The organism is Streptomyces sp. NPDC002306 (assembly GCF_053593435.1).
The window spans coordinates 1-15822 of record NZ_JBSFCK010000014.1; the positions used below are offsets into that span (position 1 = coordinate 1).

At 68.5% G+C, this 15822-nt stretch carries 11 protein-coding genes; 9 read left to right on the forward strand and 2 right to left on the reverse strand.

From position 1 onward, the window contains the following. Positions 1-581 precede the first annotated feature (581 nt). From ACWCQK_RS25360 to ACWCQK_RS25375, 4 genes are all read left to right on the forward strand, one after another. On the forward strand, positions 582-3683 hold the full coding sequence (locus tag ACWCQK_RS25360; protein WP_451158553.1) for an NACHT domain-containing protein: 3102 nt from the start codon (positions 582-584) through the stop codon (positions 3681-3683). 366 nt (positions 3684-4049) lie between these two features. Continuing rightward, positions 4050-4190: a DUF6233 domain-containing protein gene (locus ACWCQK_RS25365; RefSeq protein WP_451158800.1), complete on the forward strand. Its 141-nt coding sequence runs from the start codon at positions 4050-4052 to the stop codon at positions 4188-4190. Between the two features lie 89 nt (positions 4191-4279). After that, entirely contained in the window at positions 4280-5071 is a 792-nt protein-coding gene (locus ACWCQK_RS25370) for a hypothetical protein (protein ID WP_451158555.1), read from the forward strand. Then, positions 5068-5415, forward strand: coding sequence for a type II toxin-antitoxin system PemK/MazF family toxin (locus tag ACWCQK_RS25375; protein WP_451158557.1), 348 nt, complete (start codon positions 5068-5070; stop codon positions 5413-5415). Before ACWCQK_RS25370 ends, ACWCQK_RS25375 begins: the two co-directional genes overlap by 4 nt. 204 nt (positions 5416-5619) lie before the next feature. Here the strand turns inward: ACWCQK_RS25375 and ACWCQK_RS25380 are convergent, their stop codons facing one another. Next, positions 5620-8091: a tetratricopeptide repeat protein gene (locus ACWCQK_RS25380; protein WP_451158559.1), complete on the reverse strand. Its 2472-nt coding sequence runs from the start codon at positions 8089-8091 to the stop codon at positions 5620-5622. 489 nt (positions 8092-8580) lie between these two features. On the opposite strand from ACWCQK_RS25380, the gene ACWCQK_RS25385 reads away from it, so the two are divergent. Next, on the forward strand, positions 8581-9669 hold the full coding sequence (locus ACWCQK_RS25385) for a PP2C family protein-serine/threonine phosphatase (protein ID WP_451158561.1): 1089 nt from the start codon (positions 8581-8583) through the stop codon (positions 9667-9669). Between the two features lie 183 nt (positions 9670-9852). Here the strand turns inward: ACWCQK_RS25385 and ACWCQK_RS25390 are convergent, their stop codons facing one another. After that, complete coding sequence (locus ACWCQK_RS25390; RefSeq protein ID WP_451158563.1) at positions 9853-11601, reverse strand: dolichyl-phosphate-mannose--protein mannosyltransferase; 1749 nt, start codon at positions 11599-11601, stop codon at positions 9853-9855. 96 nt (positions 11602-11697) lie between these two features. On the opposite strand from ACWCQK_RS25390, the gene rsmI reads away from it, so the two are divergent. The 4 genes from rsmI (at position 11698) to ACWCQK_RS25410 (ending at position 15815) form a co-directional block, all read left to right on the forward strand. Further along, on the forward strand, positions 11698-12546 hold the full coding sequence (gene rsmI, locus ACWCQK_RS25395; protein ID WP_451158565.1) for a 16S rRNA (cytidine(1402)-2'-O)-methyltransferase: 849 nt from the start codon (positions 11698-11700) through the stop codon (positions 12544-12546). Positions 12547-12784: 238 nt separating this feature from the next. Then, entirely contained in the window at positions 12785-13276 is a 492-nt protein-coding gene (locus tag ACWCQK_RS25400; RefSeq protein WP_451158567.1) for a hypothetical protein, read from the forward strand. Between the two features lie 47 nt (positions 13277-13323). Next, a complete protein-coding gene (locus ACWCQK_RS25405; protein WP_451158569.1) occupies positions 13324-14202 on the forward strand; it encodes a TatD family hydrolase in 879 nt (292 codons plus the stop codon). A 101-nt stretch (positions 14203-14303) separates the two neighbouring features. Next, complete coding sequence (locus ACWCQK_RS25410) at positions 14304-15815, forward strand: ubiquitin-like domain-containing protein (RefSeq protein WP_451158571.1); 1512 nt, start codon at positions 14304-14306, stop codon at positions 15813-15815. The last annotated feature ends 7 nt before the right edge of the window (positions 15816-15822 follow it).

The window sequence follows — 15822 nt, forward strand, 5'->3', positions numbered from 1 at the left end:
GGCCGGCTGACCCCCGTCGAATTCGAGACCGTCATGATCACATCGGCCCTCCAGGCCGCGTGACCGAACCTGTCACCTGAACCTGCACCAGACCCCAGTAATGACAGTACCGACTGATCCCCAGGCCTCAACTTCTGAGGAAAGCGAGGGTGCGAGGCGTCGGGCCCCGCAGCATGCCGCCCCGTCGCGGGACGTCCCGACGGGGTGCTCTCGTGGCTGCCCTCGCGGCCGTAGCTGTGGTAGTTGGGGTACTCGTCCATTTCTTCCCCTCCTTCGCTCTACCTCTTGGTGCTGCCCTCGCAGTCGTAGCGGCGGGCCCGCCACTGGCTCAGTGGCTGTCCGGGCGCTAGGCGCCTCGGGCGGGCCCCCATCTTCCCCTCAGTGGCGAAAGCCGCAGGTCGGGCGCTTGGAGGCCAGCTTGCTGTAAGGCTGCTATGCCAGGAGCGCCCCTGCCTTGTCGAAACCTAGGGAGGGTGGCCACGATGGCAAAGGTCGGTAAAGGTGTCCTTTTCCGGCGGAGAACGCCCCTTTGCCGTTATCTGCTGTCACAATGCCTGCGTCACGTGAAGGAGGGGGTACCAATGCTCGCGGAGACGGCAGCGTTACGGCTGGGTACGGCGGTGGCAAACGCGGCGGGGCGGTTGTGGCTGGGAGGCAAGCAGCGGGAGCAGGAGCGGTTGCTGCCGATGGAGGAACTTGTCCGGGTGAGGGTCCCCGGCATGAGGCTCCAGCGTGAGGTGAGGCAGCAGTTCGAGCAGATAACGAACGCGGTATTCGATCGGCTGGAACCGTTCTTGAAGCACGCGTTCCAGCGCTTGGACGACGGCGGCCGTCAGGCTGTGATCGACGCGGTGTCCGACACGCTCACGCGGGCGGATCTCTCAGACGAGGCCCTCCTTGACGCGAATACACGGCCAACGGAACTGCTCCGCCACATCACCGGTTCCGTGACCGCGCCGGTCGGTTTGAACGAGGCGGAAACGCACTTGTACGAGGTGCTCTTCGCTGAGTGCGTGGACTACTACGTCCGCATCGTCCGGAGTCTTCCGGTCTTCGAGGAGCGGGCAGCGGGGGAATTGCTGGCGCGTACGGCAACACTGGGCACTGAGGTAGCGCGCCTGTTGGAACGCCTTCCGGACCGTTCACTGCTTGCGCCGGAAGGTGCTGACCACGACATGGCGTTTCGCCGCATGTACCTGGAATTGGTCAGCAGAGACCTTGACGAAGTGGAGCTCTTCCGTCGTACGTCCGGCCAGGCGACCGCCCCCCGCGTCCGGCTGTCGGTTGCGTACGTCAGCCTGCGGGCGACGGCGGACGACGGGCAACTCCGGCGCGCTGCCCGGTCGCTGCCGCTCCTTCGACCTGACATGAGCCTGTGGGAAGAAGCGGCCGGCGAGAGCTCCGGCATGCGGGTCGAAGCTGCGTTGAGCGGTGCTTCTCGGGTCCTGCTGCGGGGAGAAGCTGGCTCAGGCAAGACGACATTGTTGCGATGGCTTGCTGTCACGGCAGCGCGCGGGGCTTTCTCAGGCAAGCTGGCCGCCTGGAATGGACTCGTCCCTATCTTTATCAAGTTGCGTGAATACAGTGGACGTACGCCACCTACTCCAGAAGCGATGTTGGATGGAGTTGCCGGGCCCATTGCTGGCATCATGCCAAGGGGGTGGGTGGAACGTCAGCTCGATGGCGGTGAGACATTGCTCCTGCTTGACGGTGTGGACGAGTTACTTGACCGGGAACGCCGGGCGGTACGGGAATGGCTGCGCAAGCTGTTGGGGCAGTACAGCGGTATACGTGTGGTCGTCACCTCCCGCCCGGCGGCGGCCAGTGCGGACTGGCTACGACGTGAGGACTTTCAGGCCCTCCACTTGGACCGAATGGCTCCTCCAGATCTGGCGGCATTTGTACGGCAGTGGCACCAAGCGGTACGAGATCTGGGTGGTGAACTACCCTGCGCCGTAGAGGAACTGCCACAGTATGAGCAGTCACTGCTCACCAGCCTTAAAGACCGCACGCACCTCCAATCGCTGGCGAGCACGCCATTGCTAGCCGCCATGCTCTGCGCAATGCACTTGAACCGGGGACGTCAACTGCCGCGTGATCGCATGGAGCTGTATCGCAATGCCCTCCACACCTTGGTCCATGACCGGGATGCTGACAGGAATGTGCCGAGTGCCGTGGACAGTAAACTTAGCCTCGGCGACAAACTCGTCATACTCAGGGACCTCGCGTGGCGGTTGTCGGACAACAACCGTAGTGAGATCGAACTGGAGAGGGCCGCTGGTTATGTCGGGGGCAAACTGACGACGATGCGCCACTTGGACGTCCTGGACGGCGAGCAGGTATTGGAGCAACTACGTCACCGTTCTGGTGTTCTTCGGTCGCCCGCAGAAGGGCGCATGGACTTCGTGCACCGGACCTTTCAGGAGTACCTGGCCGCTAATGAGGCCGCGGAGGAGGACCGCATTGGTAACCTAGTTGGCCGAGCGCACCTGGACCTGTGGCGAGAGACCATCATCATGGCGGCGGGCCACGCAAACACCCGCCAACGAGAAGAGTTACTCGGAGGCATTCTCGACCGTGCCATGGAGGAACCTCGCCACGCGCGCACACTGCGACTGCTAGCGGCAGCCTGCCAGGAGACGTTGCCTTCTGTGACCGGCGGGATCGCGACTCGGTTGGACGAGGCCGTGACCATGCTGCTTCCGGCACGCCGCAGGACGGATCCTCCCGCACTGGCGGCGGTGGGTCCCAGTCTGCTGCGCTGGTTGCCACGGTCCTTGTCGCAACTGACAGAGACAGCCGCGATACAGACGGTACGGACGGGGGCTCTGATCGGAGGTGAGGACGCTCTGGAACTATTGAAGGGATATGTCGAGGATCGACGCGGGGGTGTTATAGATGCACTCATCCATGCATGGAGATATTTTGATGCAAATGCGTACACTGACGCGATTCTTTCTCGGCTGCCGCTGGCCGGACATGATGTTTTGCTCACTCATTCCGGCCAGTTGGCTAGTCTAGGTCGATTGCGTTCGATGACGCGTCTCCGCGTGGATCATCCGGTTGGGGACCTGGGATTCCTTTCTGAGGTCTCGTCGCTGGAAGCGCTCTGGATAACTTTGCTAGAGGGGGGTGATCTCTCCGGCCTCCAGGGTCATTCGGAATTGCAGGAACTCATGCTATTTGGCGACGGGCCGATTAAGGGGGAGTCGGTTATCGCGGGCCTCAAAGAGCTAATTGCCGTGGCTCTACCTCTTACCGAAGGATTCGACCTCGGCGTCCTGTGTTCGATTCCTAAACTTCAGGCCATTAGCCTATCCCACGTTGGAGCGGCAATTGACCTGAGCCCCCTTGCCGACCTCACGGGCCTGCGGGACGTGCATTTGGTCGGTACCGGGGAGGCTACTGCGCTAGGTTTTCAAGAGATCGCAGCGATGAGTAACCTCAAAAGTCTTTCTCTCTACTGGTATGACGTGCATGCTTGGTTCACGGAATCCAGTGAGACTTTGCCGTCAGTGAAGCAATTGAACCTTTACACCTGCGTCGTGCCTACAGACCCTCTGATCTTCAAAAAGCTAGAAGGCCTTACGGAGGTGACGTTCGCTGGATGTCGGGCCGTCGACGGTGAGGTGATCACTCATATGGCGATTCCGGGGGTGCGTACCGATGTTATTCAAGGATAATTGCGACACCTTCCAGTAGGTCGAGAGCTACGACCGGTCCAAGCAGTCGCATGGGACGTACGGGTGCTCCGCCCCCAGCGAAGCGGACGACCGGCGCTCTGAGTATTGGGGGGGGTGAGCCCACGGAGTGTTGGGGGGGCGAGCCCACGGAGCGGATGGGGCGCAGCGCTGCCTGAGACGTAGGGTTCCGGCAGTCCACCGAACGTGTTCGGTGGACGAGACGCGGACGACTGGAGGGCAGTGGGTGCAGGCATGCGTATCTGTGCAGGTCAGCGGCACCCGCGAAGGGTGTGCCTGGAGGGAGAAGGCGTCCGTCGGCCCCTGAGTGGTGGGACGGGCAGGGCTTGAATCGCGGGAATCTGATCGCTGTGCACCGCGGCGACTGTTAGGACCCCGGGGAAGCGCCGTTCTCCGGAAACTCGGGCGCAGTCGCTGGACGCGTTGCGTCGGCAGGTTCCGCCATGCTCGAAGTGTCGGCCGGACTCGGCGTTGGGATTCCTGGAGTAGCGGGGCGACTACCCTGGATTTTCCCGTCTGGTTCCCGTGCGCTTACACGTCTGGTTCCCGTGCGCTTACACCGGGAGTAGGCTCGCCAGATGAGCGCAGTATACGAGCCCACGGACGCTGACGCCCGGATCATCCGGCGGTTGATGCGCCGGGGCGAGTCGGAGGCGGATGTTCTCCGCCAGGGGTTGCGGGCGCTGGAGCGGCAGAGGTGGGAAGACCAGGCGCGCCAGGACATGGAACGTATCGCCGCGAGTGGCGAGGACCTGTCGTTGGAGCCCGACGAGTGGGGCTTCGACGGCGAAGGGAACCGTGTCGACCTTCGCCTTGAGAACGACTGGGTGGGTGCTCGGGAGTCCGAGCAGGCCCCTCAGCAGGAACTCTTCGACATTGCTGAGGCTGCGACTGCGGCAGCGAGTGCGCCGGCTGAGGATAGAGACCCAGTCCCTCATCGCAGGAAGACTGACCACGAACGGTGGCTGGCTCCCACTCCCGCCAGCGCCGTCCGGGATCTCCTCAAGTTCTACGAGGGCGAGGGGATCGTCCAACGCGTGGCGCCTCGACTGCCAGCGGAGGTACTCGACCCGACCGCCGGAAGCGGGCTTTTCCTTGCACATACACTTGAGGCAGTACAGCGGGAAGCCGAACTCCTTGCATCCGTGGCGACTTCACAACTAGCAGCCTTTGACCAGCGGGGCGTCCGACTCCACCTACAGGACGTGCAGAACACGGTGGACATTCCGAAAGTCCGCTTCCGTTTCCCCCTACACAGTGGAGGGTCGACCACGGTCACAGCTTCTACCCACCAGTTCACCCCGACTCCAGCCGCGAACTGGAAGCTCCAGCATCTTCGCGCGCTGCGCCGACGGGCGGCGAACCGGTGATCCGAGGAGCTGTCTACGAGTTCAACTTCGGCAAGCCCACCGATAAGCGCGGCCACGAGCAGATCGGCAGGCGGTACGCGATCGTGGTGGCCCACCCGTACGCGGGGTGGTCAACGGCTTTGGTGGTTCCAACGTCAACGAGTGCGCAGTCCGCGATTTTTCGTCCGGCGGTGGTCGTCGACGGTATCGAGACCCTGGCACTCGTAGACCAGCTCCGCGCGGTTGACGTCCAGTTCGCTGTCGGGCAGGAACCAGTTGAGCTGCTGTCGACCGCTGATATGAGTCAGATCATGTACGCCCTGGCGGGGCTCCTGAAGCTTCCGTTCCCTGAGCTCGAGTACTGACGTACACGGAGCCTGGACGAGGCGTGGACGACCGCGTGACGGTCGGGCGATCACACGTCTATTTCCGCAGGTCACCACCACCCGAGAGGTTTCGCTTTGAGGGGACTGTAAAACTGCCGATCGTTGGACGCCGATGCTCCTTCGGATGACTGACGTCCGGTGCGATGGACGGACCCTGTGGGTAAGGATGTCAGCCGAGAGCGATCAAGCGCGGGGTGTCTCTCCCGCCTCGCCTCGCCAGTGGACGAGGTTGTGGCGGGTGGTCAGGGTGTCGGGGTGGTCCTTCCCCAGCAGCCGCAGCATGTCGGCCAGCAGCTCCTCCAGCGCGGCTGTGGCTCCGGCCGCGTCTCCTGCCTCGCCTCGCCAGTGGGCGAGGTTGTGGCGGGTGTTCAGGGTGTCGGGGTGGTGCTCACCCAGCCCCCGGACATGGTCGGCCACCAGCTCTTCGAGCGCGGCTGTGGCTCCGGCCGCGTCTCCCGCCTCGCCTCGCCAGTGGGCAAGGTTGTGGCGGGTGTTCAAGGTGTCGGGGTGGTCCTTCCCCAGCACCCGCAGCATGTCGGCCAGCAGCTCCTCCAGCGCGGCTGTGGCTCCGGCCGCGTCTCCCGCCTCGCCACCCCAGTGGGCAAGGTTGTGGCGGGTGTTCAGGGTGTGTGGGTGGTCCTTTCCCAGCACCCGGACCCGGTCGGCCAGCAGCTCTTCGAGCGCGGCTGTGGCTCCGGCCGCGTCTCCCGCCTCGCCTCGCCAGTGGGCAAGGTTGTGGCGGGTGGTCAGGGTGTCAGGGTGGTCCTTCCCCAGCACCCGGACCCGGTCGGCCAGCAGCTCCTCCAGCGCGGCTGCGGCGCCGGCCGCATCTCCCGCCTTCCCCCGCCACCGGGCGAGGTTGTGGCGGGTGTTCAGGGTGTGTGGGTGGTCCTTCCCCAGCACCCGGACCCGGTCGGCCAGCAGCTCCTCCAGCGCGGCTGCGGCGCCGGCCGCATCTCCCGCCTCACCTTGCCACCGGGCGAGGTTGCTTCGGGTGGTCAGGGTGTGGGGGTGGTGCTCACCCTGCACCCGGACCTGGTCGGCCAGCAGCTCCTCCAGCGCGGCTGCGGCGCCGGCCGCATCTCCCGCCTCACCTTGCCACCGGGCGAGGTTGTGACGGACAGTCAGAGTGTGGGAGTGGTGCTCACCCAGCACCCGGACCTGGTCGGCCAGCAGCTCCTCCAGCGCGGCTGCGGCGCCGGCCGCATCTCCCGCCTCGCCTCGCCATCGGGCGAGGTTGTGACGAGCGGTCAGGGCGTTGGGGTGATCGGGGCCGAGGTGCTGGACGGTGGTCTCGGTCAGGCGATGGAAGTGGGCTTTGGCGGCGGTGACCTGGCCAGCTTCGCCGAGGCTTCGTCCAGCCCGATACAGCACCGAATGCGCATCGGGCCGGTACAGGGCATCTCCGCCAGTGCTGGTGAGGGTGGTGGCGTTGGCGCGCAGGGTCTGGGCGAGTTCGGTGTCGCGTTCGATGGCGGGCCAGGCAGTGGTGAGGGCGTCGGCGGTGGTGCGGGCGAGTTGGTCGTACTGGTCGGGGGTGAGCGTGTCACGGGTGGCGCGCTGGATGACTTGGTGGACACGGACGGCCTGGTGAGGGGTGGCGGGGGTGTGGTCGATGAGGCTGAGCTGGTCCAGCGCCCGCAGAGCTCTAGCCGCCTCGGCCGCAGTGACGGACACGGGAGCCTTGCCCCGTTCTCCCGGCTGGCGTGTGGGCGGGGGTGTTGCCTGAGAGTTGGTGTGGGCGCGATGCCGGGTCAGGTGGGCGAGGGCGGGGGCGCTGGTCAGGACGGTTTCGGGGATGCCGTTGGGGCTGAGGAACGCGGCGAACTGGAGCATCGGGCGGGCCAGGCCGACCGGGCGGAGGGTGTCGGCGCGGTCGACGGACAGGGACCAGGCTGCCGCTGTGGTCTGGGTCTGACCGTCGGGCAGGGCCTCGGGGGCAGTGTCGGCGAGCAGGGTGGCACGGTCGGCCAGCAGCTCCCGGTAGGCGGCGGCGCCGATGCCAGCGTCGATGAGGTAGGCAGCGGTCTGTGACAGCGCGAGCGGCAGGTGCCCCAAGTCCCTGGCGAGCGCGGTGAGCTGTTCGTCGGGCTCTTGGCGGTCACGGATGGCCAGCGAGGAGGTGAGGTAGGCGAGGGATTCGTCCTCGGTGAACAGCCCGACCTTGATCAGTCGGCCAGGCAGGGCGGCGTCCTGGCGGCGGGTGGTAACCAGGGTCCGGCCGTGCGGGCCGGCCGACGGCCACAGCCCGTTCAGGTCGGCGGGATCGGTGACGTCGTCGAGGACGACCAGCCACCGGCACGGCGAGGCGTTCGCCTTGGGCTCCAGCCAGGCCAGGAACGCGCGAGCGGCCGCTTCCCGGTCCGCCGGGTCGGCACCCAGGATCTCCACGGCGGCTTGCGCATACCCGGACGCGGCTGTGCTGGCGTTGCTCGCGTTGATCCACACCAGCAGGTCCAGTTCATCGTTCTGCCAGGCGGTGCGGGCGTAGTCGGCGGCCAGCTGGGTCTTGCCCACCCCACCCATGCCAGCCAGTACCCGACCACGGGCCGTGTCCTGCCCCACCAGGACCGCGGCTCGTCCGCCCGTGAGTTCCTCGTGCAGCCGGAACGCTTCGGCGCGGGTCTGGAAACAGCCCGCCCTCGGCGGGATCACCCCCACCTGATGCGGCCACACGACTGCGGGCCGCCGGGCAGCGGAGTGGTGGTGGACTTCGTGGATTTCCTTGCCTGTGACCGGGCCAGCGAACGAGCCGCCACGGAAATCGACGTGATCCCCGCCATTAGCGCCGAACCGCGCCGCCCCGTCCGCCACCACAACTCCCCCGAACACGGTCGCATGCAACATCCCGACCGTACCCGCGCGCCCAGCCCGGCCTCAGGTTGTTCGGGACATAGAGCAGGCCTGGAACAGGCGCTGATTCCCCAGGTATCCCCCAGCAGCGACATGCAGAGGCAAACTTGCAGGTCACAAATAGCGGACTTAGCCCGCTGTAAAAGGGCCGGGCCGGTCTCTGGGCTGCCCTGGGCGGCCGGCAGGGTGGAGCAGAGGGGTGCAACGGGGCAGGCTTGGTGCATGAGGTCGCTCTTGCGTTCACCTCCACGGCCAGGAGCAGGTGGTCATAACCGGGTCCGCTTCACCCTGATGCAGTGTGTGCCCTATCTGATCGCGCTGGCCGTGCTGGTCATCGAGCTCACGCTTGCGCACTTCATCTATACCGGCCCCCTTCTCACCGCGGTCCCGGCGCTGGCGGCAGTGGCGTTGGGACCCAAGGGCACCACCGCGGCGGCGGCCCTCGCACTGGCGATCAGCGTGACCACCGCGACCTATAACGGGGCATGGGGCACCCAGCAGGTCTATTCCAATCTCCTGGCTCTGGCCCTGGTCTCCGTGGCTAGTTTCATCAGCAGCCGCGCTGTGCAGGAGCGCAGGCAGAGAGAGCTCGACCAGGTCCGCCGGATCGCCGTAACGGCCCAGGAGGTCGTGCTGCGGCCCGTACCCGCATGCCTGGGCCCAGTGCTGGCCGGCAGCTTGTGCCTTGCGGCTGGGACGGGAGCACAGGTGGGCGGTGATCTGTACGAGGCCGTGCAGACGCGGTACGGCGTCCGGATGATCGTCGGGGACGTCCGAGGCAAGGGACTGTCCGCGGTGCGAGCCGTCGCGGTGGTGCTGGGTGCGTTCCGGGAAGCCGTGCACTACGAGGAGGACCTGCTCGACGTTATGAATCGTTGCGCGGCTGCGCTGCGACGGGAATTCGCCGTGCCGGGTGCGTATGGCCAGGAGGTTCTGCTGGAAGGGTTCACCACGGCGCTCATCGCGCAGGTGCCGGACGAACCCGTGGTGCAGTTGATCAACCGTGGACATCCACCACCGCTGCTGCTGCACCAGGGCAGTGCTACATCGCTGATGCCGGGCCTGCCGTCGCCACCTCTCGGCCTGGAAGACCTCGTCACCGACCTCCCCGTGAAGCCTGAGAGCTATGCGTTCACCCCTGGTGACCGTCTGCTGCTGTATACCGACGGTGTGATCGAGGCCCGCGATCGGGACGGCGAGTTCTTCGCTCTGCCGGAAATCATGGAGGGGATACGCGTCGACACCACCCCGCCGGAATTCCTGGAGCGCCTGCACCAGGCGCTGATCCGTCACGCCGGTGGCGACTTGGCAGACGATGCGGCGATGATCCTGGCTGACTGGTTACCAGAGCGATCTTCCGGCGGGGCGGACGTGGGGTGACAGCGGTTGTGGGCTGTGAAACCGCAGTTCGAGGGGCGTCCTCCGCGCGGCCTGTAAACCTGCCGACCGCACCAGCTGGGCCGTCTCCGGGCCGTCTGAGGGTGGCCTATGACGGCCTCGGACAACCAACAACGACCAGGACGGCCCGGCATCCTGCCGGGCCGTCCTGGCGTGTATGCGCAGCTAAACCCAGGTGTCCAGCCACATCCGCGATCTCCAGTCGTCGATCGGGACGGCCTGGCCGGTGTACAGGGGCCAGAAGTAGATGAAGTTCCAGGTGATGAGCAGGACCAGGACGCCCGCGCCCGTCGCGCCGGCGACCCGGCGGGTGTCGCTCGAACCCGGTGGGCCGACGAGCGCGCCGAGCAGCATCGCCACCGCCAGGCAGAGGAACGGCACGAAGACGACGGCGTAGAAGAGGAAGATCGTGCGCTCCTGGTACATGAACCAGGGCAGGTAGCCGGCCACGATGCCGCAGGCGATCGCGCCCGCGCGCCAGTCGCGGCGGAAGAACCAGCGCCACAGCACGTACAGGAGGGCGAAGCAGCCCACCCACCACAGCATCGGCGTGCCGATCGCCAGCACCTCCCGCGCGCACTTCTCGCCCGCGTCGGCCGGGCAGCCGTCGGCGCCGGGCGCGGGGGACTCGTAGAAGTACGACACCGGGCGGCCCAGCACGAGCCAGCTCCACGGGTTCGACTGGTAGGTGTGCGGCGAGGAGAGGTTGACGTGGAACTCGTAGACCTCGTGCTCGTAGTGCCACAGGCTGCGCCACCAGTCCGGGAACAGCCAGGACCAGCTGCTGCCCTTGCCGTCGGTGACGGCCCAGTTGCGGTAGTAGCCGCCGGAGCCGTTGTCGGGGGAGAGGATCCAGCCGGTCCAGGACAGGACATAGGTGGCGATCGCGACCGGGACGGTGGCGAGGAACGCGATGCCCGTGTCGTACTTCAGGACGGGCAGGTACGCGTTGCGCGCGCCGGCGACCTTGCGCGAGCCGACGTCCCACAACAGCGTCAGCACACAGAACGCGGCCAGGATGTACAGGGTGTTCCACTTGGTGCCGAGGGCCAGGCCGAGCATCAGGCCGGCCCCCCAGCGCCAGGGACGCCACCCGAGGCGGGTGGTCTCGGCGAGGTGCGCGTCCGGCCGGACCCGGCCGTCCGCGTCCGCCGGCAGCGCCGCCGCGAGTCTCGCGCGGGCCCGGTCGCGGTCGACGACCAGGCAGCCGAACGCGGCCAGCACGAAGAACATCAGCACGCCGTCGAGCAGCGCGGTCCGGCTCATCACGAAGTGCAGCCCGTCGACCGCCATGAGCGCGCCCGCCAGGCAGCCCAGGAAGGTGGAGCGGAAGATCCGGCGGCCGATCCGGCACAGCAGCAGCACGCTGAGCGTGCCGAGCAGCGCCGTCATGAACCGCCAGCCGAACGGGTCGAATCCGAAGATCAGTTCGCCCAGCCCGATGACGTACTTGCCGACCGGCGGATGCACGACGTAGGCCGCGTCCGACGGGATGGTGACATGCCCGCCCGAGGAGAGGATCAGGTTGTTGGCGTTCTTGTCCCAGTTGACCTCGAAGCCGCGGTGGACGAGCGCCCACGCGTCCTTGGCGTAGTACGTCTCGTCGAATATCACCGCCTTCGGGCTGCCCAGGTTCCAGAACCGCAGCACCCCCGCCAGCGCGGTGACCAGCAGCGGGCCGCCCCAGCCCGACCATCGGGCGAGCCGGTCGGCGAGTGTGCGCGGGACGCCGAGCGCCGCCCACAGCCGCGGACTCGGCTCGGCGTAGGGCGGTACGAGCCGCTCGCGGACGTCGCCTCCGGGCCCCCCGGCCGGCGAGTAGCCGAATCGGCGCAGCCGCTGCTGCCACGACGGCCGCTGATCGTGCGGGGCCCGGCCCTGCCGGATGTCCGTGGAGGACGCGGTACTGGTCACCGCGCCATCGTAGGGAACCGTTCTGTGTGAGTCCCGTGCATGGGCCCTACCGGTCCGGATGCGTTACCGGGCGCCGGCCCCTGGGAGGATGGTGACGTGACTGGAACCCTTGTTTTGGCGGGCACCCCCATCGGCGACCTTCAGGACGCTCCGCCCCGGCTCGCCGCCGAGCTGACGGGCGCCGACGTCGTCGCCGCCGAGGACACCCGGCGGCTGCGGCGCCTGACGCAGGCGCTGGGCGTCATGCCCAAGGGGCGGGTGGTGTCGTACTTCGAGGGCAACGAGTCGGCCCGGACGCCGGAACTGGTCCAGGAGTTGCTGGGCGGCGCGCGCGTGCTGCTGGTGACCGACGCGGGGATGCCGTCCGTCTCCGACCCCGGTTACCGGCTGGTGGCCGCGGCCGTCGAGAAGGACATCAAGGTCACCGCCGTACCCGGGCCGTCCGCCGTGCTCACCGCGCTCGCGCTGTCCGGGCTGCCCGTCGACCGGTTCTGCTTCGAGGGGTTCCTGCCGCGCAAGGGGGGCGAGCGGCTGTCGCGGCTGCGCGAGGTGGCGCAGGAGCGCAGGACGCTCGTGTACTTCGAGGCCCCGCACCGGCTCGACGACACCCTCGCCGCCATGGCCGAGGTGTTCGGCGCCGACCGGCGCGCCGCGGTCTGCCGCGAGCTGACCAAGACGTACGAGGAGGTCCGGCGGGGCGGGCTCGGCGAACTGGCCGAGTGGGCCGCCGAGGGCGTACGGGGCGAGATCACCGTCGTCGTCGAGGGCGCGCCCGAGCGGGGCGCGCAGGAGCTCGACGCCGGGGAACTCGTGCGCCGGGTGCGGGTGCGCGAGGAGGCCGGGGAGCGCCGCAAGGAGGCGATCGCGGCGGTGGCGGCCGAGGCCGGGCTGCCCAAGCGCGAGGTGTTCGACGCGGTGGTGGCGGCCAAGAACGCGGAACGCTGAGCGTCCGCCCCATGCACGGGCAAAGGGGACTCTTCCAAGGCAAAGCCCAGGCCTGCGGCCGAGGCCGCTTTGGCAAGGAAGGTCCAAATCGGCTCCAACACTCGACAGGCCTGATGCGTCCGCGCCGGTGAAGGCGTCCACTGGGAGCAGGGACGCACCCGTCCCGCGCCTCCAAGGGAATTCCGGGGGGAATCCCCTTGCCCGGGGGCGCTTGTCCAGCGGACCAACAGGAGCTGGCATGAGTGAGATCTCAGGGCGGACCGGCCCGCGCGGCGGAGCGACGGCCGTGGTCAACGAGTCGTACGCGTTCGCCTGCATGCGCTGCGGGCACGGCTGGGAACAGTCGTACGAGATAGAGCACCACACCGACGCCGACGGCCACGCGTTCGTGCTGTACGTGGCGGGCGGACGGGTCGTGCCGTCTCCGCTGACCCGTCCCGCCTGCGTGAACTGCGACGGACACATCGTGCGGATCATGCGCGCGGGCCAGGTGTCCTCGGTGCAGAACCTCCTGCACCGCCAGCCGCGGTCGGCGCACGCGAAGGCGCGGCCGCGGTCGGAGTCACAGGCAGAGTCGCAGCCACAGTCACAGTCAGAGTCGGAGACGGCGGAGACCCGGCTCGCGGGGCAGCCGGAACAGCCCGAGCGGCCGGCGGCCGAGGCCGCGGCGACGCACCATCACTGGCAGCTGTCCGATCTCCTGCACCCGTTCCACCGCAGGGCGAGCTGACGCCCCGCGCGGTCCGCGAGGGCATGCCCCTTTCGTAGGATCGGGGTATGCCTTCGAACGACGACAAGAACGCGGCGCCGCCGCTCCCGGAACCCCTCCGGGTGCCGGTCGCCGACTCGCACACGCACCTCGACATGCAGTCGGGCACCGTCGAGGAGGGCCTCGCGAAGGCCGCGTCGGTCGGCGTCACGACGGTCGTCCAGGTCGGCTGCGACCTCAAGGGCTCGCGGTGGGCCGCCGAGGCCGCGGCCGCGCACGACAGCGTCCACGCGACCGTCGCCCTGCACCCCAACGAGGCCCCGCGGATCGTCCACGGCGACCCCGACGGCTGGTCGCGGCAGGGTGCGCGCCGGGCGGGCGGGGCCGCCGCGCTCGACGAGGCGCTCGCCGAGATCGACCGGCTGGCCGCGCTGCCCCAGGTGAAGGGCGTCGGCGAGACGGGGCTGGACTACTTCCGCACCGGGCCCGAGGGCAAGGAGGCGCAGGAGCGGTCCTTCCGCGCCCACATAGAGATCGCCAAACGGCACGGCAAGGCGCTCGTCATCCACGACCGCGACGCCCACGACGACGTCCTGCGCGTACTGAAGGAGGAGGGCGCTCCCGAGCGGACCGTCTTCCACTGCTACTCCGGCGACGCCGAGATGGCGCGGGTCTGCGCCCGCGCCGGATACTTCATGTCCTTCGCCGGCAACGTCACCTTCAAGAACGCCCAGAATCTGCGGGACGCCGTCGCCGTGGCCCCCCTCGAACTGCTCCTCGTGGAGACGGACGCGCCCTTCCTGACCCCGGTCCCGTACCGCGGACGGCCCAACGCCCCGTATCTCATTCCGGTCACGGTCCGCGCCCTGGCCGCCGTGCGGGGCATCGACGAGGACGCGCTGGCCACGGCCCTGGCGGCGAACACGGGCCGCGCCTTCGACTACTGACGCGAACCGTACGTAGTCGCGTCGCTTTGGAGAGTGACGGCCGCTCCGCTAGGTTCTTGGGGCCCGATCCGGACCCCTCTGGCCTTCTGGAGCGTGTCGGCGTGAGCAACTCGCAGTACGAGACGTACGAGACGTACGAGCCCCATGAGCCGTACGGGGACTACGGCGGACCGGGCCCCGAGCCCGACCCGGACCCCGGCCCCGGGCCCGACGCCGGCTTCGACGTGCACAGCGCGCCGACGCTGGCGTACGGCGTGTACCACGCGTCCGGGCCGTATCAGTCCGGTCCGGACGCGTACCAGGACACCTACCGGCCCGCGTACGAGGCGTACGAGGCGCTGGAGGCGTCCGAGGTGTACGAGACGTCCGAGGCCTTCGAGACGGCCGAGGTGTTCGACGCTTTCGCGGCGACGCTCCCGCGTCAGACGGTGAGCGCGGACGACGTGCCCACGCTGATCGAGCGCGTCGGAGCGAACCGGCGCTCCGCGCGTCGGCGCAAGCCCCGGTACGCCGAGCGCGCGGACAGCCAGGTGCGCCGCCTGCTGCCGCAGGCACTGGTCGTCGCCTTCCTGGCCGGCGGCACCACCGCCTTCGTCGCCGACGACAAGGCCGTCGAGCTGAACGTCGACGGCAGGCCGCGCACGCTGCACACCTTCGCCGACGACGTGACCGAACTGCTGGCGGAGGAGGGCGTGCCGGTCGGGCCGCACGACCGGGTGGTGCCCGCCCCCGGCACGGCCCTCAGCGGCGGCGACGAGGTCGCGGTGCACTACGGGCGGCCCGTCCGGCTCACGATCGACGGCCGGCGGCGCGAGCTGTGGACGACGGCGCACACCGTGGAGGAGGCGCTGAGGCAGCTGGGGGTGCGCGCCGAGGGCGCGTATCTGTCCACCTCGCGCTCCCGGCGCATCGGACGCGAGGGCCTCGCGCTGGACGTCCGTACCGAACGCGCCGTGACGGTCATGGCGGACGGCCGGGCCCGCACCGTACGCACCAACGCCTCCACCGTGCGCGAGGCCGTCGAGCAGGCCGGGATCACCCTGCACGGCCAGGACACCACCTCCGTCCCGGGCGAGAGCTTCCCGCGCGACGGGCAGACGGTGACCGTGCTGCGCATCACCGGCGGCCGGGAGGTCCGGGAGGAGGCGATCCCGTTCGCGGTACGGCACACCGACGACGCCTCGCTGTTCAAGGGCACGCAGGTCGTCGAGCGGGCCGGGCGGCCGGGGCTGCGACGGGTCACGTACGCCCTGCGGACCGTCAACGGCGTCCGGCAGAAGCCGCGGCGCGAGCGGTCCGAGGTGGTGCGGGAGCCACGCGCCGAGCTGGTGAAGGTCGGCACGAAGCCGCTGCCGCCGTCGGCCCACGGCGCCGACCACCTCGACTGGCGGGGCCTCGCGGCCTGCGAGTCGGGCGGGCGGCCGAACGCCGTCGACCCGTCCGGGACGTACGGGGGCCTGTACCAGTTCGACACGCAGACCTGGCACAGCCTCGGCGGGAGCGGCCGGCCGCAGGACGCGTCGGCGGCGGAGCAGACGCTGCGGGCGAAGAAGCTGTACGTGCGACGGGGCGCGGCACCCTGGCCGCACTGCGGGGCGCGGCTGCGCGGCTGAGCGGGCG

What these genes read in the sequence shown, in the direction of transcription:
- ACWCQK_RS25360 (WP_451158553.1), top strand. Translation starts at nt 582, where the DNA reads ATGCTCGCGGAGACGGCAGCGTTACGGCTGGGTACGGCGGTGGCAAAC.
- ACWCQK_RS25400 (WP_451158567.1), top strand. Translation starts at nt 12,785, where the DNA reads ATGAGTGAGATCTCAGGGCGGACCGGCCCGCGCGGCGGAGCGACGGCC.
- ACWCQK_RS25385 (WP_451158561.1), top strand. Translation starts at nt 8,581, where the DNA reads ATGCAGTGTGTGCCCTATCTGATCGCGCTGGCCGTGCTGGTCATCGAG.
- ACWCQK_RS25370 (WP_451158555.1), top strand. Translation starts at nt 4,280, where the DNA reads ATGAGCGCAGTATACGAGCCCACGGACGCTGACGCCCGGATCATCCGG.
- ACWCQK_RS25405 (WP_451158569.1), top strand. Translation starts at nt 13,324, where the DNA reads ATGCCTTCGAACGACGACAAGAACGCGGCGCCGCCGCTCCCGGAACCC.